Source organism: Haloarcula sp. R1-2 (assembly GCF_011627385.1).
GTDB lineage: Archaea > Halobacteriota > Halobacteria > Halobacteriales > Haloarculaceae > Haloarcula > Haloarcula marismortui.
Genome location: NZ_JAANTG010000002.1, coordinates 1064760 through 1091015, shown reverse-complemented (window position 1 = coordinate 1091015; position 26256 = coordinate 1064760). Strand labels below are relative to the sequence as shown.

Here is a 26256-nt window from a genome sequence, read left to right as displayed (position 1 = left end):
AGAAAAAATATTCCCAGTTACGCCGTTCCACAGCCGGGACGCGGCGGGTGGATCAGAGCAACGTCCCCGCACGCGGCAGATGGCTGAAAGCAACGTCACCGGATGGCTGAAGACAGCGATACGCGGAGACACTGCCGCCACGCAGGGTACTTTTGCTACAGCGGCCGCTAGTACGGGTATGGCTGGCCCCTCGCCGTCGGACGCTGAGTCGCTCCCGCTGGAAACCGCACGCCGACGAATCGGCAGCGTCGCTGCGCCCATCGACCGAACAGACAGGATTCCGCTCTCCGTCGCCGTCGGACGTGTTCTGGCGACACCTGCGACGGCGAATGACCCTATCGAGGGAGCCGAAATCAGCGTCGGGGACGCCGTTTTCGAGCAAGGCCATCAGATACGACCCGGCGACGTGGGACTGCTGAGAGCCGCTGGAGTTTCCGAACTCCTCGTCCGCCAGCGACCGCAGGTAGGTATTCTACCGACTGGCGATGAACTGGCCCAGCGGGACGCGGGCGAGAGCCAGCAGGTCGAGACGGCGGGGTTCACGCTGGCACAGTACGTCGACCGCTGGGGCGGCAAGGTAACGTACCGGGACCCAGTCGCCGACGACGCGCCGGCACTCCGGATGGCGGTCCAGCGTGACCTCACCCGGGAACTGATCGTCATTACCGGGACGGAACCGGGTGACGCGCTCCGAGAAATCGTCGCCGAACTTGGCGAGGTGCTCGCGGACCGTCTCGCGATCGACCCCGGCCATCGGACCGGGATAGCCGTCGTCGAGAACCGACCGGTAGTGCTCCTGCCGGAGTCGCCAGGCGCGGCCCGCGTCGGCGCTGTCCAGCTCGTTCGTCCACTCCTGAAGACGTTCGCCCACGCCCCACTGCCCGCCCATCCAGAGACACGAGCGACGCTGACAGCGCACGTCGACAGTCAAAACGGTGTCAGGACGTTTACTCCGGTCGCTGTGGGCGACGGCACAGCGACGCCGTTGCCCGGCGTTGACCTCGCGACGGCGACCCGGGCCGATGGCTGGGTGTCCGTGCCCGCCGCCGAGGCTGGTATCGATACCGGAACGACCGTCACTGTTGAAAACTGGGACTATCTCCCCTGAGACGACGACAGGTCCAGCAGCGAGGCGACCCGTCTATCGCCGCGCACGCACCGGCCCGTCTCCGTGGGGGACCGACGACCAACGTGAACGCCGTCGAGGCCCGCGTTCCACGCCGCACCGATGTCTGACGGATTGTCTCCAGCCAGCACACCGTGGTGGCCGTTGTACCAGACATCCATCTCCCGCATCGCCAGTTCCACCGGCTTCGGGTCGGGCTTCCAGCCGATGTCATCGTCACAGCAGACGACCGTTTCGAACCAGTCGGTGATATCCAGATGGTCAAGCACTGGTTCGGTGAGGTACTGCTGGCAGTGCGTGACCAGTCCGACCGGTGTATCGAGGGTCGCGAGGAACTGCTCGGCATCGTCGTAGAGATACGTCGCCTCGGCCCGCGCAATAGGGTCTTCCTCCTCGTGGAACAGCCGCCAGAACTCCTGCTGGTCGACGTTGCGCTCCGCAAGCGTCCGTGACCGTGTCCCACCGAAGCCGTACCAGAGTGCATCCCGCTCCCGGTCCGTGAACTCGACGCCGAGGCGGTCGCCGACGGCACCCATCACTTTCCGGGGGTACGCTGGCTCGATATCGACGAGCGTCCCGTCGAGATCAAACAGCCAGAAGTCGTAGTCGGTGGTCATGAGGATAGATTACTTAGCGATTCTCTAATAAAGTCTTTCGGGCCCTACGACCGGTTTTGCTGTGTATAACCTCTCTGTAGCCACTGACTACACAGTCGCGTCTCGTTTCACCCCACCCGAATCGAGCTACCGAGGTACTTGGTGACGACTTCGCTGACCGACCCGGCATTGAACAGGGACAGGTCGTCCGCGATTTCGCTCTTCAGCGCGTCGAAATACGCCTCGTCGGTCCTGAGTTCACTGAACGACGCCGAAACAACTGGACAGCCGAGTTCGTCTTCGACGAGCCGACGGAAATGCGGTTCGTCAGCGAGTTTGCCCCGCCAGAGCGTGTCCCGGAAGAACAGCCAACCGCGTTCCCCCGGGTCGTCAGCTGCCCGATACAGCGTCGTCTCGAACCGGTCGGGGTCGGTCCATAGCCCATCAGCGGCCGGTTCCAGCCCGATTTCCACACGGAACACGTACCGGGCGGTCGCGCCGTCTGGATCAGTCGGCTGGAGCGACGTGAGTCCGCCTGTCGTATCCACTGTCACACCGTCAGTCGTGGATGCCGTTCAGCCGCTCGGCAAGGTCAATGTCGTTTTCCGTGATGCCGCCGGCGTCGTGGGTCGTGAGTCGGACTTCGACCTCACCCCAGCGGATGGTCATCTCCGGGTGATGCCACGCGTCCTCGGCGAGGCCGGCCGCGGCGCTCAAAAATCCCGACGCGTCCAGATAGCCGTCGAACTCAAAGACACGAACGATTTCGTCGTCTTCGCGGGTCCATTTCTCGGGTAGCCGGTCGCTAATCTCTGCATCAGAGAGCAGGTCTGCCATATCGGATACGTCGGACGGCGTAGGCAAAAAGGTGGGCGTGGTCAGTCGTCGGAGAGCCGGTCGAGCATCGCGTTCGGGATCTCGTCGCGCATACCGTCAGGGATGTCCTCGACCGACATGCCCTTGGTGAACTCGGGCGGGGTAGCCTGGTCGGGGCCGCCGAAGTCCGGGTCGAACAGCTGGAGCGCCGTATGAATCGTCGACCAGTCATCCTCCTCCGCGGCGTCGCGCAGGCTCTTGGTCGGTGCGGCGAGGATCTGCGAGACGATAGCGTCGGCCATTGCTTCAACGACTTCGGCCTGTTCATCATCGAAGTCAGCTGCCGAAAGCGCACTGTTTATTTCTGCTGCCTTGACCTGTTCGGCGCTTTCGTACATCGTCGAGATGACCCTGTCGGCGCGTTTGCGCTTGTACTGCGTGAGCAGGCGGTCGAACTCCTCGTCGACGATACGCTCGACCGCTTCGGCGGCTCGCTGCCGCTTGTTCCGTGTTTCGGCAGTCACCGACTCCAGCGCGTCAAGATCATACACTGTCACCGACGGGAGGCGGTCCGCACCCGCCGGGACATCACGCGGCTGGGCAATATCGACAATGGATACGTCGCCGGAATCGCTGAAGGTCCCGATATCGAACACCTGATCGCCGCTTCCCGTTGCCGAAATGACGGCACTGGCCTCGGAGACGGCCGCTTCGATACTGTCAAGTGCGAGTGCGCTGGCGTCGATATCGACCGACTCAGCGATATGTTCCGCGTGTGGGACCGTCCGGTTAGCCACGAGCAGTCGGTCTACCTCCTCGCTAAGCGCCTCCGCAGCGAGTTGGCCCATCTCGCCAGCCCCAACAACGAGCGCTGTCCCGTCAGTCAGCGAACTCTCCTGTTTGAGCAAGCGAACCGCGGCGGAGGCAATCGAGACGACTCCTTCGTTGATTTTCGTCTCCGTGCGGGCGCGCTCGCCGACGTGGATCGCTTTCGTGACGCCGTCTTCAAGCATTGGCCCGATGCCGCCAACGCCGCGGGCGGTCTCGTAGGCGGTCCGAAGCTGGCCGAGGATCTGGTCTTCGCCCAGCACAATCGATTCGAGGCCGGCGGCCACCCGGAGCAAGTGACGGAGGCTCTCCTCGTGACCCATCTCGACGACGACATCGTCGGGCACGGCTCGGGTAAACAGTTCGAGGGCCTCGAGCCCGTCCTCGTGATCAGAGACGACAACGTACCCCTCGGTACGGTTACACGTCTGCAGTGCAATCGCTTCTTCGACCGCGGGGTTCGCGAGCAAGGATTCGACGGCGTGGCGCTCGCTGTCCGCCGCAGCGGTTTCTAATTGGTCGACGCTTGCGCGCTCATGGGAGATACAGACCCCAACAATTGCACCAGTGTCCCCTCTCACGTTTGATCACCAGGTAACTCTCCGATCACGTCTCTAGCTACTTGCTCTCCCTTGGACCTGCCACTATCTAAAGCCTTCCAAACTTCCCGTGACCTGACAACGAACCTAACGGCGTCACGCCGTTTGGCCGGCGGGACCCCCCGGTCGCGCAGGTCCTCACGGAGGTCGCCAACAAGGTCCGCCATCAGGCCAGCGTTTCCGAACTCGTCTTCGAACCGCTCGCGAAGGTGCTTCGACAGCGCTGGCGCGCGTCCGCCGGTCGCAATCGCCAGCGTCACAGGGTCGTCTCGTACCGTGGCAGGCACGACAATGTTGCCGAACGACTGGTCGCCATGGTCGTCGGTGCGGTTGACAAGCGCGCCGTGTTCCGCGGCAGCTGTGCTAAAAGCGCCGTTCAGGTCCGAGTCGTCTGTCGCGGCAACGACCAGCGCCGGGTCGGTCCGCTCGACCCAGTCTGTGGCGTCCTCTGGGGTCGGTGCGGCTCGGACTTTTTCGGCGTCAGCGAACGTCCGGTCGCCGAACTCAGGGCTGAGGACGACGACGCTCGCCTCCGTAGCGAATGTGCGAGCCTTGCGCGCGCCGACTGAACCGCCGCCGACGACGAGCACCGTCTCGCCCTCGAAGTCGTGCATGAGTGGAATCATCGGTTGGAACTCCCTGATTCAGCACTACGGTCCTGCATACGCACGGTCACGCCGTTTCTGTGTTCTGTCGCGCTCGTTCGTCCAGCCTGATACCCGTCTTTTTCAGAATGCGCGTCGAGAACAGCGTGTCCCAGTCGTCCTCGGACACGTCCCAGTGTTCAGCCATCCGGTCGCGGACCTGCTGGATGCGCTCCTGACTCTCCGCCTCGCTTCGCCCGTGAGTCATCGCGAAGAAGTTGTACGGCCAGACGCCGTCGTGGCGAGGCCGCTCGTAGCAGTGTGTCACGAAGTCGAACTCGGCGATAGCCGGGCCAACCTCGTCGATGACCTCGTCGGGCACGTCCCAGACAGTCATCCCGTTCTCGCTGTAGCCAAGCGCGTAGTGGTTCGGGATAACGCCGACCCGGCGGACCTTTCCTTCCATGTTGAACCGCTGTATTGTCTCCAGTACCCAATCAACGTCGGCGTCAATTTCAGCAGCCACGTCAGCGTACGGCGTGGCAGTGACCGGGAGCCCGTCCTGAATTTCCAGCACGAGGTCCAGTTCGTCGGCGGTCAGAGACTGGCTGTCGGTCGGGGTCACGTCCGGCCCCAGAGCCGAACAGTCGATGTCCTGGGTCTGTGGCCCCTCGACGGGGAACTTCGCGCCGACGTGGAACTCCTGCTGTTTCGGGAGGTTGTACGTCTCCTCACCGGTTTCGGCCTCGATTTCGGCTAGTACCTCCTTGACTCGACTTTCCTCGGCCACCGAGACCACGAACCACATATTTAGATGGGGATGTTCGCGCTCGTAATTGTGCGCGACCTCCGGGTACGCGTTTATTATCTCGGCGTGCTCGTCGTAGCTGTCCTCGGGGGCGTGAGTTGCGACAAGCGTGGCGGTGCCACCGATCGCTTCAGCATTGATGAGTGCCCCGAACCGCGTGAGCACGCCCGCGTCGTCGAGGTCCTGTACGCGCGCTAGCAGCTCGTCCGCGTCGATGTCGACGCCGTGGTCGGCGAGGGCCGCCGCGGCCGGTTCGAACGGCCGTTCGACGACCGGGAAGCCGCCCTGGAAGGCGTTCAACACCGCCCGGTCTACCGTCCCGAGGTCTTCGCTCATACCGAAAGCTGGGAGTTCTGCGAATAAAAATAGCCCGGGACAGGCGAGCGAACGCGGCCCGCATATCCGGGTTGCCGGAGCGTTTTACCCCTTTGCGCCCCTAGTTCACGTGTGGCAATCTCGACAGCCGAACTGACAGTCCGGCTGCTGGTCTACCTGTTCGTCCTGATAGGGGTGCCGCTGTGGTTTGTCCTCATGTTCCGGCTCATGGATTACGCCGCACATGATACGCTGGTCGAGCAGTTCAGCGGCCAACGCAACGGTCGCGACACCGGCCAGCTCAACGCCTACTTCGAACAGGCTGCAGTCGACGCAAGGAGCTGTCGTATCTGTGGCGCAGCGAACGGCCCCGACTACACGTACTGTCACAATTGCCAAGAGCGGCTGTCGACCGGCGATTGACGGGCTTACTCACCTTCGACGCCGGTGACTGCGTAGCCAGCGTTCTCGACCGCTTCGAGAATCCCGTCGTGGTCGGCGCTCGCCTCGTAGTAGAACACTAGATCGAAGGAACCGTTGCGAAGGAGCTGCTGACACTCCCAGACGAACTCCTCGTCGTCCAGCGTGAGGCCCTGATGCTGGTTCGACGCGAACTCGGGGTCGTCGCTGCCGGAGTAGACGAACGTATCCGTCGGGTCCAGACCGGCGCCCTCGGCAATGAACTCACCGACCTCGATGGTGGCCTGCATCATCTCTATCTCGTCGCTACCGTCGTACTCCGTGTGGACGACAGCGCCATTGAGCTGAATCTCGCCCGGCTCAAGTAGCTGTTTGGTCCGGCGGTAAAGGTCATCGTCAAGTGCGTCGGCCTCGCTCATACCATGCGGTCGGTGTTGCTGTCCCTAAGGCACTTCGGATTCAGAGTGCTGATAGGTCTACCCGAAGATATTCGGTTCGAGAGGCGGTGCAGCGACAGTGGTGGGAACCCACACGCTGCCGAGTCGCACCGCTCAGTCGGTCCCGAACCCGTTGAAAAGCGAGCCGCCCTCGCTTACAGTCGCTCGAGGTTCTTCGCCCGCGGGCCTTTGTCTGCCTGTTCGATGTCGAATTCGACTTCTTGCCCTTCTTCTAAGTCCGGGCCGCCGACGTCTTCCATGTGGAAGAACACGTCTTCGTCGGCATCGTCGGTTTCGATGAAACCGTAGCCACCCGTATCGTTGAAGAAGTCTACAGTGCCTGTCGCCATGGTTACAGCCGCGTGAGGTTTTTCGCGCGCGGGCCTTTGTCGGCCTGCTCAATCTCGAATTCCACTTCTTGCCCCTCCTCGAGGTCAGGACCGTCGATGTCCTCCATGTGGAAGAAGACGTCCTCGTCGGAGTCTTCGGTATCGATGAAACCGTAACCGCCTGTGTCGTTGAAGAAGTCTACCGTACCGGTCGCCATTGCAATTCGAACGTGACGCCGTGGTATATTAAAACTATGCGCATATATTTCGACAGATTAGGCGGGAAATAACTGTACCCGGTCCCTTCCACAAAGCCCTTATTGAGTGGTTGAAATGTATACAACGATGCTATCGAGGGGGAAGCGACTGGGATATGCAGCCTACGAGCGATTGCTCCAGTGGGAACTGTCTGGAACGCCCGACCACGTCGCCGTCATTCAGGACGGGAACCGGCGCTACGCCGAGAAGCAGGGGACGGAGAAACAGGCGGGCCACACGGAAGGAGCCGAGACGACGGAGGCGCTCCTGAACTGGTGTGACGAACTCGACGTTCGGGAGGTGACCCTGTACGCGTTCTCGACGGAGAACTTCGACCGCGACCCCGAGGAGCGCGAGCACATCTTCGACCTCGTCGAACAGAAGCTCCGAACATTCGCCGACGCCGACCGGGTCCACGAGGCCGGCGTGTGTATCCGCGCCATCGGCGAGACGGGGATGCTCCCCGAACGGGTCCAGGACGCCATCGACTACGCCGAGGGGCGAACCGCCCAGTACGACCAGCTCAACCTCAACGTCGCGCTGGCCTACGGCGGCCGGGCCGAACTGCTCGGCGCGGCTCGTGACGTCGCCACGGCTGTCGAGAACGAGACCCTTGACCCGACGGACGTCTCTGCGGAAACCATCGAAGAGCGGCTTTACGAGGGGCCGACCCGCGACGTTGATCTCATCGTTCGAACCGGCGGTGACGAACGCACCTCGAACTTCCTGCCGTGGCATGCCAACGGCAACGAGGCCGCCACGTTCTTCTGTACGCCCTACTGGCCCGAATTCCGGAAGGTCGACTTCCTGCGAGCGATCCGAACGTACCAGAACCGCGAGGATTCCTGGCGGACGACCCGTGCCGAGCGGTCGCTGGCACTGGTTCGTGCCATCGAGCAATCGGAGCTACCGACGGCCAAGCGGATGCTCGGGCGATTCCGTGACGCGCTCCCGAGTACCGAACGCGAGCAACTCGACGAAGAGTACGACCTCGCGGACTGACCTCCTAGCGGCCAAAGCGCCGCTGTCGCTCCTGATAATCCCGCAACGCCCGCAAGTAATCCCGAAGCCGGAAGTTCTGCCAGTTCACGTCAGTGAAATACAGCTCCGAATACACGGACTGCCAGATCATGAAATCGGAGAGCCGCTCGGCCCCGGTCTTGATCACCAGATCCGGGTCAGTCGGAAAGACGAGATGCTCCTCGACCGCGGCCTCGTCGATGTCGCTCGGGTCGAGTGAGCCCGTATCGACGTCTTCTGCCAGTTTCTGGACGGCCGTCGCGAACTCTGACTGGCCGCCGAGTCCGATTGAAATCTGAATCGGGGCGTCGGCCGTCGTCTCGTCGTCCGGTACTCTGACCGCTATCTCCCGTGGCGCGGTGACACTTTCGAGTTCACGCTGCAGCGTCGGGATCGCTTCCTCGTCGAGGACACTCACGTAGACGACGACGGTGTCGGTGCCGTACTGGACGGCCCAGTCGAAAAAACGCTCTAAGGTCCGGTACGCGCCGTCTCCAAGCAGATCCCGCTCCGTAATCACCAGCGCGACCGTCTCGGGCAGGTCGGCGTCGCTGCGCCGAACGCGCGTTGCGAGATATCGGTCGTATAGTCCCACGTCCGCCGGTATGCTGACAGCCCCAGTAAATCCCACGGTCCCTTCGACAGTTCGGAAAGGGTAAGTGCCTCTCGGGGATACCGGTGGGACGTGACTGGCACAGTCCGTCGGGCAGGTGCGTTCGCCGCCGTGGGGACCCTCGCGGTCGCCGTTCCGGCCGCAACGGGCTTTCGCTCGCTCGAACTCGCGACTGTCGCCGCTATCGCCCCCTTCGTCCTCGTCGCCGCGCTCGGCGTGACGGTCATCGGGCAGGACTCGCGGCTGTTCGACCTGTTCGCGCGCCCCGGTGACTACGAGGACGGGAAACTGTACGGGCTGGCAGCCTTCTCGCTTGCCGCCGCCGGCCTCGCGCTACTTGCCGTCCGCTTCAGTCTGCCGGTGCCGATGTTCGTCGGCGTCGTTGTCATCGTCGCCTACGGAAACCTCGGCCAGCGGCTCGCATACACCGTCCGCTCCGACGAAGTGGTCGCAACCGCGGGCTTCGTCCTCGTCGGCTTCGTCGCCGGCGTCGCGGGGCAGGTGCTCGGAACGCGGATTCAGGCCGCCGTCGGTGAGGGAGCGGCCGCCGTCGACCTCCCGCTCGTGCTGTTTCTTGCCGCCAGCGGCGCGTTCGTCGCTGCGCTGCTTCGCTCGGTCCTGTTCGAGCGGGACGACCCGCTGGTGATGCTCACCGTGGGACTGCTGCTGTGGCTGTTTTTCGAACTCGACCCGTCGGTGACGGCACGGCGCGTCGTCATCGCACTCGCCGTGACAGTACTGCTCGGCTATCTCTCGTACGCGCTTGACACCGCATCCCTGCCGGGGATGCTCACTGGCGTTCTCCTCTCTTTTTTGACCATCGTGCTCGGCGGCTTCGGCTGGTTCGCCATGCTAATAACCTTTTTCGGGCTCGGTGGCCTCTCGACGAAGTATCGCTATGACGAGAAACTCGACCGCGGCATCGCCGAGGAGAACGAGGGCGCACGCGGGAGCGGGAACGTGCTCGCGAACTCCATCGTCGCGCTGTTCGCCGTCGTCGCGGCGGCGGCGAGTCCAAGCCATATCGCCGTCGACCCGCTCCTGTTCTTCTATGCCTTCGCCGGAGCCGTCGCCGCCGCGATGACAGATACGTTCTCCAGCGAGTTCGGCGGGCTCTACGACAACCCGCGGCTCATCACGACGCTCAGGCCCGTCGAACCGGGTACTGACGGCGGCGTGACCTGGCAGGGCGTTGCCGCCGGGGCCGCCGGCGCGGGCATCATCGCCGGCATCGCCGCGCTCACGCAGGACATCAGCACAGTCGGCAGCGGCGTCATCCTCCTCTGTGGGCTGGTCGGCATGACCGTCGACAGCCTGCTGGGTGCGACTGTCGAGGGCTCGGTCGTCGGCAATCAGGGCGTCAATATGCTCGCAACCCTGGCGGCCGCGCTGACCGGCGCTGGCGTCGTGCTGACCGCCGGCCTCCTATGATCCGGGAGGCTCGTTCCGAAGACGAGGTTCGACTCCGGGCTATTCAGACGAACGCGCTCGATGAGCCGTGGCCGGAACTCCTCGGCGTCGGAATCGATGGCCCGCCGCTCGTGCTAGTTCTCGATATCGGCGAACCGCTCGGCTACGCCTTGGTCGTGCCGGATCATCCGGTCGCATACTTAGCGGAGTTCGCCATCGCGCCCGGCAAACAGGGGCAGGGCCTCGGGACGACACTGATGAACGGGCTGCTGGACAGGCTCCGGACTAGTGGGTTCGAAACAGTGAGACTCACCGCACGCGCAGACGACAACCGGGCACGCTCATTCTACGACGGGTTCGGATTCTCGGTCGCCGACGAGCTCCCCGACCACTACGACGACGGCGACGGGGTGCTGTTCGTTCGGGACCTCTAACTCTCGATACGGACCTGCACGGCCGTCGGCTGTTTGACGTACTCGCCGTGGCCGGCAGCGACGACGACATCGACGCCGCGCTGGGCGGCAACGTCGAGGAGCTTCTGCGAGCAGTCGGCATCGATGACGACAGTTTTGGGAACGTCCTCGGTGGATTCAAGCAATGAAACAACGGCATCTGCGTCACCCTCCGCAAGCAGCGTCGCATCCTCGTCGACCAGCCTGGCGGTTCCGCTGTGGGTCTGAATAACGGCTTCGATGTGGTCCGAAAGCGAGGGGATAGTCGGTCCGTCGCCGTTTTCAGTCGTCTCCTCGTCGGTCGTGGCATCCGCCACAGCGGTTGCGTTTGAGTTGTCCACGACGCTCGTCGTCCCATCGGTTGTCTCGACCTTCGCCGACCCTGTCTGTGCGCTGGGCGATGGCTGGTTGTCAGCGGCGTCATCCGATGTCGCGGCCGCCACGGCACCGCCGTCGGCAGTGGTCGACTCCCCTGCCTGAGACATCTCCTCGCGGATGCTGTCGAGGCTCTTGGCGCTTGCGACCGTTTCGTACGGAACTTTGTCCCGTAGTGCCGACATCACCTCGCTGCGTGAGAGGTCCTCAACGGACTTGTCGCTGGGAGTGACGGCGACGTAGTCCACGTCGCCGACCTGCGCGAGTTCCTTCAGGATGAGGTCCCCACCGCGGTCACCGTCGAGGAACGACGTGACCGTTCGACCGGCCGTCAGATCCGCAATAGCGTCGGGGACATCAGTTCCCTCGACTGCGACAGCGTTCTTGATGCCGTATTTGAGCAGTTGCATCACGTCCGAGCGCCCCTCGACAACGACAATCGCGTCGGAGTCAGCCACGCGTGGTCCAGCTGGGAGTCCTTCATAGTCGGTCACATCGGCGACTCGGACCTGCTGTCTGACCGTCTCGACGATGTCCGCGGTCTGGATGGACTTCTCCTCGAAGTCGTTCAGGAGTTCCGTCGCGCGCTCAACGACTTCGCGCCGCTTGGCGCTCCGTACGTCCTCGATCTCGGAAACTTCGATCTCGGCACGACACGGCCCCACCTGTTCGATGGTCTCCAGTGCCGCAGCGAGGATCGCTGTTTCGACCCTGTCGAGGCCGCTCGCGACGGTAATCTCTCCAAAAGACTGTCCGCCCTCGGAGCGTATCTCCACGTCGATGCGGCCGACCTTCTTCGAGTCCTGCAGGTCCCGCAGATCCAGTTCGTCGCCGAGTAATCCTTCCGTCTGGCCGAACACCGCGCCGACGACATCGCTCCGCTCGACGACTCCCGCCGCCGTGATGTCGGCATGTATCAGATATTTCGCCGTATCTTGCATGATTGTCCTGTTTTCCAGCCCGTCAACCGGTGTTCCGACGGACTGCTGTCACTATACTGATGTTGGGTAGTACAGCGGAATAACCTTGCGCACGCGAGTCGAAGTCAAACCGTCCCGCAGGTACGCGGCGCTCCGACACTGCCTCTGTATACCATTCTATTCCCGAAAGGTCGGCCACTCACCTCAGTAGCGGAGTCATGCCGTCGATACCGGCCTGAATGGCGTCAACCGGGTCCTCGGGGTTGTCGTGCTCGAAGACCAGCCACTCAGTCCCCGCCTCGCGGGCTGCATCAACCACCCCCTGAAGCGGCACCACGCCGTCACCGAGAGCCGTCGGCTCTCCGTCCGCGGTCATGTCTTTGAGGTGGACGACAGGAACGCGCCCGTCGAGTCGCCGAATCAGTTCGACGGGGTCCTGTCCCGCCGCGTGCGCCCAGCCGGCGTCGAACTCGAACCCGATCGTCGTCTGGTCGACGAGCGCGTCGAAGGCGGTCCCGTCGCCGAGCGGGACGAACTCGTGGTCGTGGTTGTGGTACAGGAGCGGTCGGTCAAACTCCGCCGCAAGCATTTCGAGTAGCGTCGCCGTCGACTCGACTGCGCTCTCACTTGCGAAGTGATCGTCATCGAGATACGGGAGAACGAAATACGGCGCGTCAAGTGTCCGGACCTGATTGCCAACGGTGCGGGTGTCGGACTGCAGGTCTTCCAGTTGAACGTGGACGCCGGCAACGCCGAGTCCCGCCTCGTCGAGCGCGTGTCGGGACGCGCCCGGGTCGCCGATGCCGGCGAACTCCACGCCGTCGTAGCCCGCGGCGCTGATGCGGTCGAGTACGTCCGATAGCGGTTCCCGGAGTTCGCGGAGCGTCCAGAGCTGGATCGCTGTCTCCATACCGTTGTTGCGAACGCTGTCATAAAATAACTGGACGGACTACCGGGACGCATGGGATTCACTGAAACCGAGATCGATCCCGCACGATTCCTCGAAGACGTAGAGATGCGTATCGGCGAAGTCGTCGACGTCGAACCGTTCCCCGAAGCACGCAAGGACGTGTACAAGCTCGACGTGGCGTTTGGCGACGAAACGCGCCAGTCCGCCGCAGGGCTGACAGACGTGTACGATCCGGAGGACTTGCTCGGGTCGCAGGTCGTTGCCGTCGTCAACCTCGGGACGGTCTCAATCGCCGGCTTCGAGAGCGAGTGTCTGGTGACCGGGGTCGACAGCGAGGACGGCGTCGTCCACCTGACGCCCGAACGGGACGTCGAACCCGGGACCCGCGTGTATTGAAGAATATAGTTCTTCAACGGCTGTCGGTGAAGGTTCGTTACCCATTAGTACCGCCAGCGGCTAGCCTGTCGTAATATGAGTACAGTCAGGGCCGCTGGGTGGACAGTCGTCGCGCTCGTGTTGATGGCGCTGGCAGTGCCGTGGTTCCTCTGGGACACCAGCACGGTCGCGGCCGGACTGCCCGTATGGCTGTGGTGGCACGTTGGATGGATGGCGCTTGCGAGCGTCGTCTTTGCTGTCTTTGCGCGCACCGACTGGGGCCTCGGCGTCGAGGAGGTGAACTGACGTGGCCGATACTGCGCTCCAGTTGGGTATCGTCGGCGCGTACATGGTCGTCGCGCTCGCGGTGGGCGCAGTCGCCTACCGGCTCACCGAGCGCACCGCCGAGGACTACTACCTCGCAAGCCGGACGCTCGGCACGGTCGTGCTGTTGTTTACCACCTTCGCGACGCTACTGTCGGCGTTTACCTTCTTCGGCGGCCCGAACCTCGCGTTTAGCGCCGGCCCCGAGTGGATTCTCGTGATGGGACTGATGGATGGTATCATTTTCGCCGTCCTCTGGTACGTGCTGGGATACAAGCAGTGGCTGGTCGGCAAGCGCCACGGCTACGTGACGCTTGGTGAGATGCTTGGCGACCGGTTCGGGTCGACGGCGCTCCGGGTTGTCGTCGCCGCTGTGAGCCTCGTCTGGCTGTTCCCGTACGTGATGCTCCAACAGAAGGGGGCCGGGCAAGCCATCGTCGGTCTCACGAACGGCGCGGTCCCGTTCTGGGTCGGAGCCGGCGGCATCACGCTGTTCATGATTCTCTACGTCGCGCTCTCGGGAATGCGTGGCGTCGCCTGGACCGACACGCTTCAGGGGCTGTTCATGCTCTCGCTGATCTGGGTCGCTGTCGCCTGGGTCCTCTCCGCTGTCGGCGGTGCGGGCGAAGCGACGGCCTTGCTGGCGTCCGAAGAGCCCGCGTTCGTCGGCCTCGGTGGCGGGCTCTACACGCCGCAGTACATCATCTCGACCGCGGTCAGCATCGCCTTCGGCGTGACGATGTTCCCGCAAATCAATCAGCGCTTCTTCGCCGCCGGGTCGAAGAAGGTGCTCAAGCGCACGTTCGCGCTCTGGCCGGTGCTGGTCCTGCTCCTGTTCGTTCCGGCGTTCATGCTGGGGGCGTGGGCGGCCGGCCTCGGCGTCACTGTCCCGGAAGGCGGCAACGTCATCCCGGCGCTGCTGGGCGAGTACACGCCGACGTGGTTCACCGCGCTGGTCATCGCCGGCGCGATGGCCGCGATGATGTCCTCAAGCGACTCGATGCTGCTGTCGGGCTCGTCGTACCTCACACGGGACCTCTACCGGCCGCTGACCGGCCGCGGCGACGCCAGCGACGAAGAGACTGACCGCCGCGAGGCACTCGTCGCCCGCATCGGCGTTGTCGTGTTTGCCACCCTCTCGTTCGTTGCGAGCCTCTACACGCCGGGGACGCTGGTCCAGATTGGCGACACGGCTTTCAGCGGCTTCGCACAGCTTACGGTTCCCGTCGCACTCGCGCTGTACTGGCAGGGAACGACGCGCTCGGGGATGTACGCCGGCGTGGTCGGGAGTCAGGTGTTCTACGGCCTGCACGTCTTCCCCGTGCTTGCGACGGTTGGAGGACTGTTCGGTCTCGACGTTGCCCTGCCGACGGCGTACTTAGGCTGGACGCCGGGCATCGTGGGCATCTTGGTTGGTCTCGTGTTGACGGTCACTGTCTCGCTGATGACTGCCCCCGCGGCAACCGAAGACCGCACCGCATACGCCGTCTCCGGCGTCGAAAGCGACTGAGACGCGTTCGGTCCGGTACCGACCGTTCACCGTGACAACCACCGGACGGCGGCCACCGTCGGACATGTAAACCTACAAAAGCATCCAGTCCAATACACAGGTATGGACTCCGATAAGAACGTCGGCGGTCGCGACCGCCTGATCCGAGCGGTGCTGGCAGTCGTCCTGACAATTGTCTCCCTGCGCTGGCTTCGCAGCGGGAAGCGCAAGCGCGGCCTGCTCGCTGGAATCGGCGCGCTCGGCCTGGGCTTCAACGCCTCGACGGGCTACTGCGGATTCAACGACACGCTCGACATCGACACGACGAGCGGGAGCGACGACGACGTGTTTGCACCGAGCGGCGCGGACGACGAGCCGGCAGCCGACGAGTCGACGGACGTGAGCGTAGACTTTACGTCCGCTGATGACACCGAAACCGCGAACGGCCACGCCAGCGGCGAGCTGACCTGTGCCGTCTGCGAGGACCCTATTGTTCCCGGGGAGCGCCGTGGGCCGAACGATGAAGGCGCTATCGTCCACGAGACCTGCGAGTAACGCGCCGGGATAAACGCTCAGCAGCCCGAGTCTGGTTCTTTTTATAATCACCGTCCCAGTCTTTCACATATGCAGACCCACATCGTCCCGGTCGGCTTCGACTACGACCGGCTCATCGCGCCGCTGGTGCGCGAGCAACTCGACGTTGACCGCGTCATCCTGCTTGAGGGGGCGGTCGGCAGCGAGGCCAACGTCGAGTACTCGCGCAATCTCGCCGAGAAGCTGGAAAAGGACTACCAGAACCTGCTCGGAGCGGAAACCGAGCGGTTCGTCGTCGCCGACGTGTACGACTACGACGAGGCCTTCGAGCAGGCCTTCGAACTCATCAACGCGGAACTCGACGCGGGCAGCGAGGTGTGGGTCAACGTCTCCGCGATGCCCCGGACTGTCTCCTTTGCCTTTGCGACCGCGGCCCACTCGATTATGGTCGAACGCGAGGGCGACCGGGACCGCATCCACACCTACTACACGGTCCCCGAGAAGTATCTGGAGACGGAACTCGCCGAGGAACTGCGCAAGCAGATCGACATGCTAGAGGACATGCGCACGGGCGAAGAAGTCGACGAGCGAATTGACGACCGACTCGAAACCGCGCGGGACCTGCTATCGGAGTTCGACGAGCGGGGGACAACCATCGGCGCGAAGGAGATCGACGGCTCCCACGTGGTTGAGCTTCCCGTCGCCTCCTTCTCGAACGTCAAGCCCTTCGAGGAGGTCATCCTCTTCACGCTGGGCGAACACGGCGAGTTCGAGTCCGTCTCCGAGCTAGCACAGCAGTTGGCCCGGGACCTCGGTGAGGAGTACACCGACTCCTTCCGTTCGAAGGTCATCTACAACGTCGACCGGCTCGGCCCCGGCGGGAAGGGGTACATCGAGCAGGAGGAACACGGGAAATCCTACCGGACGACGCTCTCCCGCATCGGACAGCTGTGGGTCCGCGCCCACTCCGCCGAGGACCGCGAGCACCGCGAGTCCGACCTGCCGTGAGCTGGTCGCTGGTATGAGCCCGTCGGGACGCTGGCGAAAACCGAAGTCATTAATCCTGCCGTAGGTCGAGTATTGTACAGATGGTGCGTCGACTCTCCCGAACGCTGGTTCTCGCGCCCGTCGGTGTAGGGGTCCCCACGCCCCACATCACCGCTCCAAATCGACGTACGCACCGCTGATAACCACGCCGCAGTCAGATGCTACCCGGGTGTTACACCCACCGCTTGAATATGAGTGATACACAGGACCCACCGCAGGACGAATCGACCGCAGACGAATCAGCAGACGCCCTCGACGGGGAGTACGACCCCCGCGAGATAGAGCCGGAGTGGCAGGACCAGTGGGTCGCGGACAAGACCTACGCCTACGACGAGGACGCTGACACCCGCTTCACCATTGACACGCCGCCGCCGACGGTGTCGGGGAACCTCCACATGGGCCACCTCTACCAGTTCACGCTGCAGGACTTCGTCGCTCGCTTCCGCCGGATGCGCGACGACACCGTCTACTTCCCCTTCGGCTACGACGACAACGGCATCGCCTCGGAGCGACTGACAGAGCGCGAACTCGACATCCGACATCAGGATTACCCGCGCCGGGAGTTCCAGGAGAAGTGCCGCGACGTGTGTACGCAGTTCGAGGACGAGTTCACGCAGGACGTCCAGTCACTGGCGATCTCCATCGACTGGGACAACACCTACAAGACCATCGCGCCGGACGTCCAGCGGGTCTCGCAGCTATCCTTCCTCGACCTCTACGAACAGGGTCGGGAGTACCGTCAGCGCGCGCCGACCATCTGGTGTCCGGACTGTGAAACGGCCATCTCACAGGTCGAGCAGGAGGATAAGGACAAGTCGACGCTGTTCAACGACATTGCCTTCGACCTCGTCGAGACGGGCGAGGGACCGGCCGACGAGGACGCGACGTTTACGATTTCGACGACCCGCCCCGAGCTACTGCCGGCGTGTGTCGCCGTCTTCGTCCATCCCGACGACGACGAGAACCAGCACCTCGTCGGTGGCAGTGCGCGAGTGCCCCTTTTCGAGCAGGAGGTTCCCGTCATCGCCGACGAGCGCGTCGACATGGAAACCGGCAGCGGCATCGTCATGTGCTGTACGTTCGGCGACCAGAACGACATAGAGTGGTACCAGGCCCACGACCTGCCGCTGCGGCTCGCAATCGACGAATCGGCGACGATGACGGACGTGGCCGGCGAGTACGAGGGAATGCACACCACCGAGGCCCGTGAGGCCATCATCGAGGACCTGCGCGAGGAGGGGTCGCTGCTCGAGAGCCGCGACCACGACCACACCGTGCAGGTCCACGAGCGCTGTGAAGAGGAGGTCGAGTATCTCGTCACCGAGCAGTGGTACATCGAGCTGCTCGACAAGAAAGAGGAGTATATCGAGGCCGGCCGCCAGATGGAGTGGTACCCTGAAAAGATGGCCACCCGCTACGAGCACTGGATTGAGGGGCTCGAATGGGACTGGTGCATCTCCCGCCAGCGCGATTCGGGCATCCCGATCCCGGTGTGGTACTGTGACGACTGCGGCGAGCCCGTGATGGCCGAGTGCGAGCAGCTGCCGGTTGACCCGCTGTCGGACGCCCCGCCGGTCGATAGCTGCCCCGAGTGTGGCCACGACTCGCTGACGCCCGAGGAGGACGTCTTCGACACGTGGGCAACCTCGTCGCTGACGCCGCTCGTGAACGCCGGCTGGGACTGGGACGCGGACAGTGAGTCGTTCACCATGGAACTGCCCGAGCTGTACCCCTTCGACCTGCGCCCGCAGGGTCACGACATTATCTCGTTCTGGCTGTTCCACACCGTCGTCAAGTGCTACGAGCACACCGGCGAGGTGCCATTCGAGAACGTGATGATAAACGGGATGGTGCTGGACGAGAACCGCGAGGCGATGTCCAAGTCCAAGGGCAACGTCATCCCGCCCAGCGAGGTGCTTGAAGAGTTCCCGGTCGACGCCACCCGCTACTGGGCCGCCGGCACCTCCATCGGCGACGACTTCCCGTACAAGGAGGGAGACCTCGAAGCTGGTGAACGGCTCCTCCAGAAGCTCTGGAACGCCTCCCGGCTGGTCGACCAGCTCACGCCTGCGAGTCAGCCAGACGAGCCAGACGACTTCGCCGCAGTCGACGAGTGGCTGCTGGCCGAACTGGACGCGACCGTCGAGTCAGTCACGACGAAGTTCGAGGACTACGAGTTCTCGAAGGCCCGGAACGAACTCCGGTCCTTTTTCTGGAACACGTTCTGTGACGACTACCTCGAAATCGCCAAGCAACGGCTGTCTGGCGAGGCGCGGAGCGCCTCGGAACAGTCGAGCGGGCAGGGCCCACGAGACGAGGGTGACGACGCGTCGACCGAGTTCACGCTCCTGCAGGCCCACCGGACCTTCCTGCAACTGTTCGCGCCGTTCCTCCCGCACATCACGGAGGAACTGTGGGAGCGGTGCTACGAGGAAGATAGCTCAATCCACACGACGGACTGGCCGACCTCGGGCGGCTACGACGCCGACCTCGAAGCGGGCGAGACGGCGATGGAGGTCGTCTCCGCGCTCCGGCGGTATAAGACCGAGAACGGCCTGCCGCTGAACGCCGACCTCGACCACGTCGAGGTGTTCGGCCACATCGCCGGCTTCGAGGACGCCGTCGCCGAGGCGATGCACGTGGCGCAACTGGACACCTACGACGAGGCCCCGGACATCACGACGGAAATCAGCGGCATCGACCTCGATTACTCGCTCGTCGGTCCCGAGTTCGGCAGCGAAGTCGGCGCGATTGACGCCGCTATCGAGGACGGTGACTACGAGATCGACGGCGACACGCTGCAGGTCGCTGGCGTCGAACTCGACGACGAGATGTTCGCTGTCGAGGAGTCCCGGACCTACTCCGGCGAGGGCGAGATGACCGAAACCGAGAGCGCCGTCGTCGTGGTTCGGTAGGATCGCTGCGTTTTTTCTGTCACAGACTCACTGCGTTCGCACCCATCGCCGGGACCAGTAGCATCAAGACCTGCGGGTCCGGTCATTGAAACCATGCGAACAGAGGAAACGATTCGGGACCGAATCGAGGCGCTGCAGGACGAGTACGACAAGCACGACCCGCCGTCGACCGAGCTAGAAGACGAGGCCGAGGTCGCCATCCTGCGCGCTATCGAGGAACTGGAGTGGGTCCTCGACGAGCGCGAGGCAGAGGACGGATTTACGACCTGAGACGCCACCAGAACCGCAAGCAAAGGACAGCGCCGGTCAGGCTTGCCGTTTTACCTTCTCTACACGCGTCGCCAGTGCGAGAAACGTCGCTATGAGCGTCAACACGACCGCCCAGCCCGCCGCGAGGTCGTGGGCAAGCACCGTGTGGTCGAACCCGCCGGCAGCGACAATCGGCTCGGCCCGGAGCCAGGTGTGGTGGGGACCATCCAGAATCGGGACGAAGTAATCGACCACGTCGTTGAAGCCGTACCAGAACACCGCAACGGCAACGGACATGACCGAAAAGCTCGCATAGCGGTGAATGAGAAATGCCTCGGCGGCCATCGCCAGATGGCTCAGAATCAGAAACCAGTAGAGCCACAGCGGAATCCCGCCGGGGCCGTTGAGAGCGAGCTGGACGTACGGCGTCCACAGGCCGAGCTTGATGCAGCCGAAGAAGCCGAGCATGTGGAGCCACTGCGTGTCCCAGTCGAGCCGCCAGGCCACCAGTGAAAGTCCGATGAACATCGTTGCCACGGGCGAGTCCGGAATCAGCGGGTACGCGGCGAGTGGGGCCGCGCCCAGCTGACCCTCAACGAGCGGCGGCGCTGTGTTCAGCGGCCGGCCGGCGTAGTACCAGAAGCCAAACAGCGTGCCGACCAGATTGACGAGCGCGATCGGCCAGGCAAGTCTGAGCCCGACGTTCTCCAACCACGCCGGTAACGGCGCAACGTACTGCGGAAGCCCTTCGGCGTCGGGGAGCCGCCGGCTGAACACCCGCGCGACAACCGCGTCGATGCGCCCGCCGACACCCTCGTCCGGAGCCATGTCGATGCAGTGGGGAGACGCGATGAAAACGGTAGTGGTCTCAGCCCCGTCCTCTGGAGAATATCGCTGCTGCTGGCCCGATATCGGGTCTCCCTCGGGCGGGTCAAACGGTGTTCTGTCCTGCAAAAGGACACGCGTTAAGTAAATCCAGTCCTAAGTCTGGGTAATGACTGAAGAGACCGACCTCGAGGACCTCCGTCGCGGGACTGACCTCGTCAAGCGCGGCTTCGCGAAGATGCAGAAAGGCGGCGTCATCATGGATGTCGTCAACCGTGAGCAAGCCCGAATCGCCGAGGACGCCGGCGCGGTCGCCGTGATGCACCTGGAGTCGGTCCCGGCCGACATCCGCAAGCGGGGCGGTGTCGCCCGGATGGCTGACCCCAGCAAACTCGAAGAGATCATCGAGGAAGTGTCGATTCCGGTGATGGGTAAGGCCCGTATCGGCCACACTGCCGAGGCCCAGATTCTGGAAGCCGCTGGCGCGGATATGGTCGACGAGTCAGAAGTGCTGACGCAGGCCGACGACCGCTATCACATCGACAAGCGCGAGTTCACCGCGCCGTTCGTCTGCGGGGCGCGGAACCTCGCCGAGGCGCTGCGCCGTATCGACGAGGGCGCAGCGATGATTCGCACGAAGGGCGAGGCGGGCACTGGTGACGTGAACCAAGCCGTCACGCACCAGCGGAACATCCAGCGCTCCATCGGCAAGCTCGAAGGGATGGCCTACGAGGAGCGCGACGAATGGGCCCGCGAACACGGTGCGCCTCGGCGGCTCGTCCACGAGACGGCGGACCGCGGCCGGCTCCCCGTCGTCAACTTCGCGGCCGGCGGCATCGCGACGCCTGCCGACGCCGCACTGATGATGCAACACGGCTGTGACGGCATCTTCGTCGGCTCGGGCATCTTCGGGGCGGAGAACCCGCAGGCGATGGGCGAGTCCGTCGTCGCGGCGGTCAACAACTACGACGACCCCGAACAGCTTAAGGAGATCGCGAAGAACCCCGGCAAGGGGATGAAAGGCCAGGCGAACGCGGACTTGGACGAAGAAGAGCAGCTGCAGGGTCGCGGCGTCTAACGGGAACCGCGACCAGTCAGTTTTCGGCGTCGCTATCACCGCTTTTACAGACGAACGCTCAAAGACGAAGACACAAGTTCCTACGGCGGCGATAGGTGGCTGTGCAGGGGACGGCCACGCCGACGCCAGCGGCCAACGACACCGGTGAAGGCCTTCTGGAACTATTTACTGTGTTACAGCGGTCGCTGGACCAGTTGGTCGCGACACAGGGGCGACTCGTCGCGACGCTCATCCTTCTCGTCGTCCTCCTTCTCAGCGTCGTCATCGTTCCAGCAGCCCTCTCCCGGCTTCGGTCTGTCACGTCGGACCGAGCCGGCGACTGGCTGCAGGTCATGGCCGACTACACGCCGACGACCATCCGAGGCGTGTTTCTCCGGATCGCCCAGTTCTCGATGGTCGTTCTCGTTGTCGTCTCGTTTCTCATCGTCTGGGGCGTTCTCGATATCGTCCAGACAGTCGGGCCGTACCTCGACGGGAGCGATCAGTCAGTGCTGGCGACGATACAGACGATCGTTCTCGTCATGCTGGCCTTTGTCCTGTCCGACCAGATGCAGCGGTGGATCGGCCGGTTCAGCAAAGCTGTTACCGGCTTCACCGAACACCAGGAGGAGATCCTTCTCCGACTGGGGCAGGTCACTGTGTTCGTCACCATCGGTGCGACGATCTTCGCCGTCTGGGGCATCGACCTCAGTGGCTTGCTCGTCGGGGCCGGGTTCCTCGGTATCGTTGTCGGTCTGGCTGCCAGACAGACGCTCGGCTCGCTCATCGCCGGTTTCGTCCTGATGTTCTCTCGCCCGTTCACTATCGGCGACTGGGTGCTCATTGGCGAGCAGGAGGGCATCGTAACGGACATCACTGTTTTCAATACGCGGCTGGAGAACTTCGATGGCGAGTTCGTCATCATTCCGAACGACCGCGTGAGCGACCGCGCAGTGACAAACCGCAGCCGAAAGGGGCTGTTGCGCCTCACGGTCGACATCGGTGTGGACTACGACACCGACGTTGACCGGGCGATGGACCTCGCCCGCGAAGCGATGACAGACATCGAGCACGTCGTCGATTCACCGACGCCGGACGTCGTTCCGAAGGACTTCGGGGACTCCGCTGTGGTGATGGAACTCCGGTTCTGGATCGATCACCCGACGCCACCGCGGAAGTGGCGCGCCATCTCGGCGGTCGTCCGGGGTGTGAAAGCCACTTTCGACGAAGAAGACATCGCGATCCCGTTCCCACAGCGGACCCTCTCGAACCGCGTGGACGCGGCGGACGAAAAGTCGCTGGAAGGCGGCGTGGAGATGCGTCCGGACGGCGACGGCTGACCTACAGGTCGAGGCCGTCGAGAAGGAGCCCCAGGCCGAGAATCCAGCATCCCAGTGCGGTCCCGAGCGTGCTGACGTAGAACAGCCAGGACAGTCCCTGCTCTGTTGTCAGCAGTCCGCTCATCGCGGCGGCTGCGGCATCAGTCGCGGCCGGGAGCGACCCGGCCATGAGAACCATACCGGCGAATGTGCCAACGGCGACCGGCAGCGTCGCGGCGACAAGCGCCAGACCGACACGCTTGGCCAGCGTGGCGACTGCAGCCGGGTCGAGCGGGCCGACGTAGGTCGGAACTGGCCGTCGCTGTGACATGCCAATACATAACATGAGAGACTGACATAAAAGTCCATTCGTCGACGGGGACCGTGATATGTGCTCGGAGTGCACAGACGATCCAAGAAACCCACAGAAAAGCTGTTTCAAGCGTTAAAATAGTGGCTCGCTGTTTCGTCCTGGCGGTAGGGACTCCACGACAGAGCGGCCGCCGGTCGAAACTACTATCCCCAACGGCACGAACGGACTGGTATGAGCACTCCGCCGGGGGAGTATTACACCGAAGAACGCTGGCAGAACTGGCTAGACCGCATCGAGGAAGAAGACGTCGACCCTGAAGATGAGGATTCAGCGCGGCTCCTGTTGAACCTTCAGGACGACGCCGCGATCGCGGTCGCGAAGATTCTCACCGATTACGAGGACGGACCGCTCGACGAAGAGGCGACGCTCGACGAGCTTACCGGCGTCCGAGAGATCGTTCTCGACGACATCGACATCGACGACGAGGAGACCGTGATGCTGATCGACGGCGTCCAGACATCGCTGCTGTGCGTGTTCTATGCGGCCGAGGAGTTCGTCGCAGAAGGCGCTGCGGACGATGCGACCATCACGGACTACATCGAAGCCGCCGCGGACGCGGAAGCCGAAGAGGACCTCGACGCGGCACTGGGCTACTGTGTGCAGGCCGGCACGCAGATCATTGGCGGGTCGGAGCTCCCGATGGAGGTCGCTGAGGACCTCGAATACGGACTCGTCTCCGAGTGGGTCAACGGACTTGACAGTCTCCAGACCGCAATGAGCGACCCGGAAGTCGTCGAAGAAGACGAGAGTTGATAATTCGGCAGTCAGGTTTTTATCGCCGTCTCCGCAACTCATCGCCATGACTTTCATGGGCGATGAGCGTGCGCAGTCAGTACAGGTCGGGGCTGTACTGCTGTTCGGCGTGCTTATCATCGCCTTCTCCTCGTACCAGGCGTTTGCCGTGCCGGAGCAAAACCGGGAGGTGGAGTTCAACCACAATCAACGGGTACAGACGCAGCTGCAGGACCTGCGGAACGCCATCGTCTCTGTCCCGGGACAGCCGAGCCAGCAAGCCGTCTCGGTCCAGCTGGGGACGCGATACCCGAGTCGGCTAGTGGCAACGAATCCCGGGCCACCGTCAGGGTTGCTGTACACAGATGGGACCAGCAACGAGTCCCAAAACCTCACGATTCGCAACGCCGAGGCACGCACCCCCGAAACGGCAGATTACTGGGACGGAACCACACCGCGGCACTACAACACGGGGGCTATCGCCTACAAGCCGGAATACAACGTCTACGGGGAGGCGCCGGAGACTGTCTACGAGCACTCGGTCGTCTACAACCAGTTCCGCGAGGGGAACATCACGCTCTCGGAACAGACGATGGTCGACGGGCGGGACATCACGCTCGTCACACTCAACGGGTCGATGAGCCGCTCGACGAGCGATTCGGTCACGGTCGACGTAGAGCCAAAGTCCCAGTCCTCCCGGACGGTCCGCGTAACAAATACGACGTCGACATCGAACGTCTCGGTATCGTTCCTTTCTCGACTTCCGGCGTCGGAATGGAGAGCGCTTCTCGACAACGAAATCGACCCGAATCCAGGCGACAAGGGCAATGAACAGTACGTCGCAAGCGTCACCGGAGCCGAGGGACCGGGCTCGCTCTATAACATCACTATCGTTTTCGAACGAGACACCACGTATCGCCTGAAGATGGCGAAAGCGGGCGTCGGATCGGGCGACACCGACGAAAATGAAGCGTACCTCACGACCGTCGGCAGCGAGGAGATTACTGTCGCGAGGGGTAACAGCAAGGAGATCGTGCTGGAGGTCCGGGACGCGTATAACAACCCCGTAAGCGGTATCGAAGTTAACGGCTCGGACGACGCGGGGGCGCTCGCGACAAACACGGAGTCCTCCGACAGCGACGGGCAGGTAACGTTCGAGTACAACACCGATTCAAACACACCGGTCGCCACGAACCAGGTGAACTTCAGCTTACAGAGCCTTGACTCATCCTTCGACGGAGAGACACCGAAGAACGTGAGCGTCAGTGTAGAGGTGACTGCCGGGTCCGGGAATGGCGGGACCAACGGTAATAACGAAGAAATCGGGCTGGCTTACAATTATGATGCCCTGGCACTGGACAACGACGACCCTGATACGATTCCCGGTGGCATTCAGTACAGCTTCACCAACACACACGATCAGCAGGTCGAGATCACAGACATTAGTCTGACGAGTCAGAGCACGAATGTTAACCGCATTTCGGATCAGGTGACACCCAACGACCAGCGGGAACGCACCGAACTATACATTGATGGCGATATCCGTGACGGCTACACTGATATCGACGGTGGCACTGATCTTCCGGTGGACATAGATATCGACACTGATGGGTTTGAGAGAGACGGCAACCCAGAAGTATCTGGACAGTCCGACGGGGAGGTCTATCTCTATGAATTCCGGCCGGGCAACAACGACGCAGTCGATATGAGCGGCAAGAGCGTTACACAGACAATTACATACACGTTCCCAAACGGAGAAACCCGGGCATCCGCGTTCACTGTGACTGGTGACTATAGCGAGTCCGACCCGGATATTAGACCTCCCGTGGCCGATTTCGGGTCGGTGAAACACAACGACAACACGGGGAACAACAACGACGACGTTCAGTTCGAGTTCCGCGTTGCAGACAAATCTGGAATCGATAGCGTGGAGTTGACTGCAACGGATGAGAGTGGCACAGAATTGAATTCGGTAACGAGAAACCCATCGAGTGGTTCACTGGTTGATTATAAGCTCAATCTGGGGGCAAAGAATGTTCTCAGCGGTAGCAATAGCCGAGTGAACGTAGAAATCACGCTAGTGGACAATAGCGGGAATACACACATTTGTGAAGGGACTATCAGGAACGCCGACACAGACCTGATAGACGAGAGAGGACTGCGCTGTCGCACCCCCTGATGAACAATTCTGGGTGAACCAA

General features: G+C 62.9%; 30 protein-coding genes. 16 read left to right on the top strand and 14 right to left on the bottom strand.

What is annotated here, in order from left to right; all coding sequences use genetic code 11:
* Positions 1 to 178 precede the first annotated feature (178 nt).
* On the top strand, positions 179 to 1108 hold the full coding sequence (locus tag G9C82_RS13630; RefSeq protein WP_049938912.1) for a molybdopterin-binding protein: 930 nt from the start codon (positions 179 to 181) through the stop codon (positions 1106 to 1108).
* Here G9C82_RS13630 and G9C82_RS13625 read toward each other — a convergent pair.
* From G9C82_RS13625 to G9C82_RS13600, 6 genes are all read right to left on the bottom strand, one after another.
* Complete coding sequence (locus tag G9C82_RS13625) at positions 1096 to 1743, bottom strand: HAD family hydrolase (protein ID WP_004957679.1); 648 nt, start codon at positions 1741 to 1743, stop codon at positions 1096 to 1098. The genes G9C82_RS13630 and G9C82_RS13625 overlap by 13 nt on opposite strands.
* 107 nt (positions 1744 to 1850) lie before the next feature.
* Positions 1851 to 2270 (bottom strand): LWR-salt protein, encoded by a 420-nt coding sequence (gene lwrS, locus G9C82_RS13620; RefSeq protein WP_127014386.1) that lies wholly within the window; start codon positions 2268 to 2270, stop codon positions 1851 to 1853.
* Positions 2271 to 2280: 10 nt separating this feature from the next.
* On the bottom strand, positions 2281 to 2559 hold the full coding sequence (locus tag G9C82_RS13615) for a 4a-hydroxytetrahydrobiopterin dehydratase (protein WP_127014385.1): 279 nt from the start codon (positions 2557 to 2559) through the stop codon (positions 2281 to 2283).
* Between the two features lie 41 nt (positions 2560 to 2600).
* Positions 2601 to 3947 carry a glutamyl-tRNA reductase gene (gene hemA, locus G9C82_RS13610; protein ID WP_127014384.1) on the bottom strand — a complete coding sequence of 449 codons (1347 nt, stop codon included), beginning with the start codon at positions 3945 to 3947 and terminating at the stop codon, positions 2601 to 2603.
* Complete coding sequence (locus tag G9C82_RS13605; protein WP_011223800.1) at positions 3944 to 4591, bottom strand: bifunctional precorrin-2 dehydrogenase/sirohydrochlorin ferrochelatase; 648 nt, start codon at positions 4589 to 4591, stop codon at positions 3944 to 3946. Before G9C82_RS13605 ends, hemA begins: the two co-directional genes overlap by 4 nt.
* Positions 4592 to 4637: 46 nt before the next feature.
* Positions 4638 to 5693, bottom strand: coding sequence for an Lrp/AsnC family transcriptional regulator (locus tag G9C82_RS13600; RefSeq protein ID WP_011223801.1), 1056 nt, complete (start codon positions 5691 to 5693; stop codon positions 4638 to 4640).
* A gap of 111 nt (positions 5694 to 5804) precedes the next feature.
* Between G9C82_RS13600 and G9C82_RS13595 the strand changes: the two genes are divergently transcribed.
* Positions 5805 to 6095, top strand: coding sequence for a hypothetical protein (locus tag G9C82_RS13595; RefSeq protein ID WP_121303484.1), 291 nt, complete (start codon positions 5805 to 5807; stop codon positions 6093 to 6095).
* Between the two features lie 5 nt (positions 6096 to 6100).
* Here G9C82_RS13595 and G9C82_RS13590 read toward each other — a convergent pair whose 3' ends face one another.
* The 3 genes from G9C82_RS13590 to G9C82_RS13580 form a co-directional block, all read right to left on the bottom strand.
* Positions 6101 to 6511: a DUF5778 family protein gene (locus tag G9C82_RS13590; protein ID WP_004957698.1), complete on the bottom strand. Its 411-nt coding sequence runs from the start codon at positions 6509 to 6511 to the stop codon at positions 6101 to 6103.
* A 173-nt stretch (positions 6512 to 6684) separates the two neighbouring features.
* Complete coding sequence (locus G9C82_RS13585; RefSeq protein ID WP_004957702.1) at positions 6685 to 6879, bottom strand: cold-shock protein; 195 nt, start codon at positions 6877 to 6879, stop codon at positions 6685 to 6687.
* Positions 6880 to 6881: 2 nt separating this feature from the next.
* Positions 6882 to 7076, bottom strand: coding sequence for a cold-shock protein (locus G9C82_RS13580; protein ID WP_004517065.1), 195 nt, complete (start codon positions 7074 to 7076; stop codon positions 6882 to 6884).
* 115 nt (positions 7077 to 7191) lie between these two features.
* On the opposite strand from G9C82_RS13580, the gene uppS reads away from it, so the two are divergent.
* Positions 7192 to 8118 carry a polyprenyl diphosphate synthase gene (gene uppS / locus G9C82_RS13575; RefSeq protein ID WP_127014383.1) on the top strand — a complete coding sequence of 309 codons (927 nt, stop codon included), beginning with the start codon at positions 7192 to 7194 and terminating at the stop codon, positions 8116 to 8118.
* A gap of 4 nt (positions 8119 to 8122) precedes the next feature.
* Here uppS and G9C82_RS13570 read toward each other — a convergent pair whose 3' ends face one another.
* Complete coding sequence (locus G9C82_RS13570) at positions 8123 to 8731, bottom strand: undecaprenyl diphosphate synthase family protein (protein ID WP_004957708.1); 609 nt, start codon at positions 8729 to 8731, stop codon at positions 8123 to 8125.
* Positions 8732 to 8821: 90 nt separating this feature from the next.
* Between G9C82_RS13570 and G9C82_RS13565 the strand changes: the two genes are divergently transcribed.
* Positions 8822 to 10180: a DUF92 domain-containing protein gene (locus G9C82_RS13565; RefSeq protein ID WP_007188872.1), complete on the top strand. Its 1359-nt coding sequence runs from the start codon at positions 8822 to 8824 to the stop codon at positions 10178 to 10180.
* On the top strand, positions 10177 to 10593 hold the full coding sequence (locus tag G9C82_RS13560; RefSeq protein ID WP_011223805.1) for an N-acetyltransferase: 417 nt from the start codon (positions 10177 to 10179) through the stop codon (positions 10591 to 10593). Before G9C82_RS13565 ends, G9C82_RS13560 begins: the two co-directional genes overlap by 4 nt.
* Here G9C82_RS13560 and dnaG read toward each other — a convergent pair.
* Both dnaG and G9C82_RS13550 read right to left on the bottom strand, forming a co-directional pair.
* The gene (gene dnaG, locus G9C82_RS13555) at positions 10590 to 11927 is read right to left on the bottom strand and encodes a DNA primase DnaG (protein ID WP_007188870.1); all 1338 of its coding nucleotides are present in this window, start codon (positions 11925 to 11927) and stop codon (positions 10590 to 10592) included. The two genes, G9C82_RS13560 and dnaG, sit on opposite strands and share 4 nt — an antisense overlap.
* Before the next feature lie 178 nt (positions 11928 to 12105).
* Complete coding sequence (locus tag G9C82_RS13550; protein WP_127014382.1) at positions 12106 to 12816, bottom strand: sugar phosphate isomerase/epimerase; 711 nt, start codon at positions 12814 to 12816, stop codon at positions 12106 to 12108.
* A gap of 51 nt (positions 12817 to 12867) precedes the next feature.
* Here G9C82_RS13550 and G9C82_RS13545 point away from each other — a divergent pair, with 51 nt between their 5' ends.
* From G9C82_RS13545 to G9C82_RS13515, 7 genes are all read left to right on the top strand, one after another.
* Positions 12868 to 13212, top strand: a complete 345-nt coding sequence (locus tag G9C82_RS13545) for a tRNA-binding protein (RefSeq protein ID WP_127014381.1) — start codon at positions 12868 to 12870, stop codon at positions 13210 to 13212.
* Between the two features lie 75 nt (positions 13213 to 13287).
* Complete coding sequence (locus G9C82_RS13540) at positions 13288 to 13497, top strand: DUF3311 domain-containing protein (RefSeq protein WP_004957724.1); 210 nt, start codon at positions 13288 to 13290, stop codon at positions 13495 to 13497.
* A 1-nt stretch (position 13498) separates the two neighbouring features.
* Positions 13499 to 15025 carry a sodium:solute symporter gene (locus tag G9C82_RS13535; protein WP_127014380.1) on the top strand — a complete coding sequence of 509 codons (1527 nt, stop codon included), beginning with the start codon at positions 13499 to 13501 and terminating at the stop codon, positions 15023 to 15025.
* 102 nt (positions 15026 to 15127) lie between these two features.
* Positions 15128 to 15559, top strand: a complete 432-nt coding sequence (locus G9C82_RS13530; RefSeq protein WP_004957731.1) for a DUF2892 domain-containing protein — start codon at positions 15128 to 15130, stop codon at positions 15557 to 15559.
* 69 nt (positions 15560 to 15628) lie between these two features.
* Positions 15629 to 16546 carry a DUF6293 family protein gene (locus G9C82_RS13525; protein WP_004957733.1) on the top strand — a complete coding sequence of 306 codons (918 nt, stop codon included), beginning with the start codon at positions 15629 to 15631 and terminating at the stop codon, positions 16544 to 16546.
* Positions 16547 to 16776: 230 nt separating this feature from the next.
* On the top strand, positions 16777 to 19500 hold the full coding sequence (locus tag G9C82_RS13520) for a valine--tRNA ligase (protein WP_127014379.1): 2724 nt from the start codon (positions 16777 to 16779) through the stop codon (positions 19498 to 19500).
* A gap of 93 nt (positions 19501 to 19593) precedes the next feature.
* Positions 19594 to 19770, top strand: a complete 177-nt coding sequence (locus G9C82_RS13515) for a hypothetical protein (RefSeq protein WP_004957739.1) — start codon at positions 19594 to 19596, stop codon at positions 19768 to 19770.
* A 36-nt stretch (positions 19771 to 19806) separates the two neighbouring features.
* Here the strand turns inward: G9C82_RS13515 and G9C82_RS13510 are convergent, their stop codons facing one another.
* The gene (locus G9C82_RS13510) at positions 19807 to 20577 is read right to left on the bottom strand and encodes a DUF1405 domain-containing protein (protein WP_004957742.1); all 771 of its coding nucleotides are present in this window, start codon (positions 20575 to 20577) and stop codon (positions 19807 to 19809) included.
* Between the two features lie 166 nt (positions 20578 to 20743).
* Between G9C82_RS13510 and pdxS the strand changes: the two genes are divergently transcribed.
* Complete coding sequence (gene pdxS, locus G9C82_RS13505) at positions 20744 to 21652, top strand: pyridoxal 5'-phosphate synthase lyase subunit PdxS (protein ID WP_004957745.1); 909 nt, start codon at positions 20744 to 20746, stop codon at positions 21650 to 21652.
* A gap of 95 nt (positions 21653 to 21747) precedes the next feature.
* The gene (locus G9C82_RS13500; RefSeq protein ID WP_127014378.1) at positions 21748 to 22971 is read left to right on the top strand and encodes a mechanosensitive ion channel family protein; all 1224 of its coding nucleotides are present in this window, start codon (positions 21748 to 21750) and stop codon (positions 22969 to 22971) included.
* A gap of 1 nt (position 22972) precedes the next feature.
* Here the strand turns inward: G9C82_RS13500 and G9C82_RS13495 are convergent, their stop codons facing one another.
* Positions 22973 to 23281 carry a hypothetical protein gene (locus G9C82_RS13495; protein ID WP_049938919.1) on the bottom strand — a complete coding sequence of 103 codons (309 nt, stop codon included), beginning with the start codon at positions 23279 to 23281 and terminating at the stop codon, positions 22973 to 22975.
* Between the two features lie 213 nt (positions 23282 to 23494).
* Here G9C82_RS13495 and G9C82_RS13490 point away from each other — a divergent pair, with 213 nt between their 5' ends.
* Together G9C82_RS13490 and G9C82_RS13485 are read left to right on the top strand one after the other, a co-directional pair.
* Positions 23495 to 24076 (top strand): DUF2150 family protein, encoded by a 582-nt coding sequence (locus G9C82_RS13490; protein WP_007188863.1) that lies wholly within the window; start codon positions 23495 to 23497, stop codon positions 24074 to 24076.
* A 46-nt stretch (positions 24077 to 24122) separates the two neighbouring features.
* On the top strand, positions 24123 to 26234 hold the full coding sequence (locus tag G9C82_RS13485) for an Ig-like domain-containing protein (protein WP_127014377.1): 2112 nt from the start codon (positions 24123 to 24125) through the stop codon (positions 26232 to 26234).
* Positions 26235 to 26256: the final 22 nt, after the last annotated feature.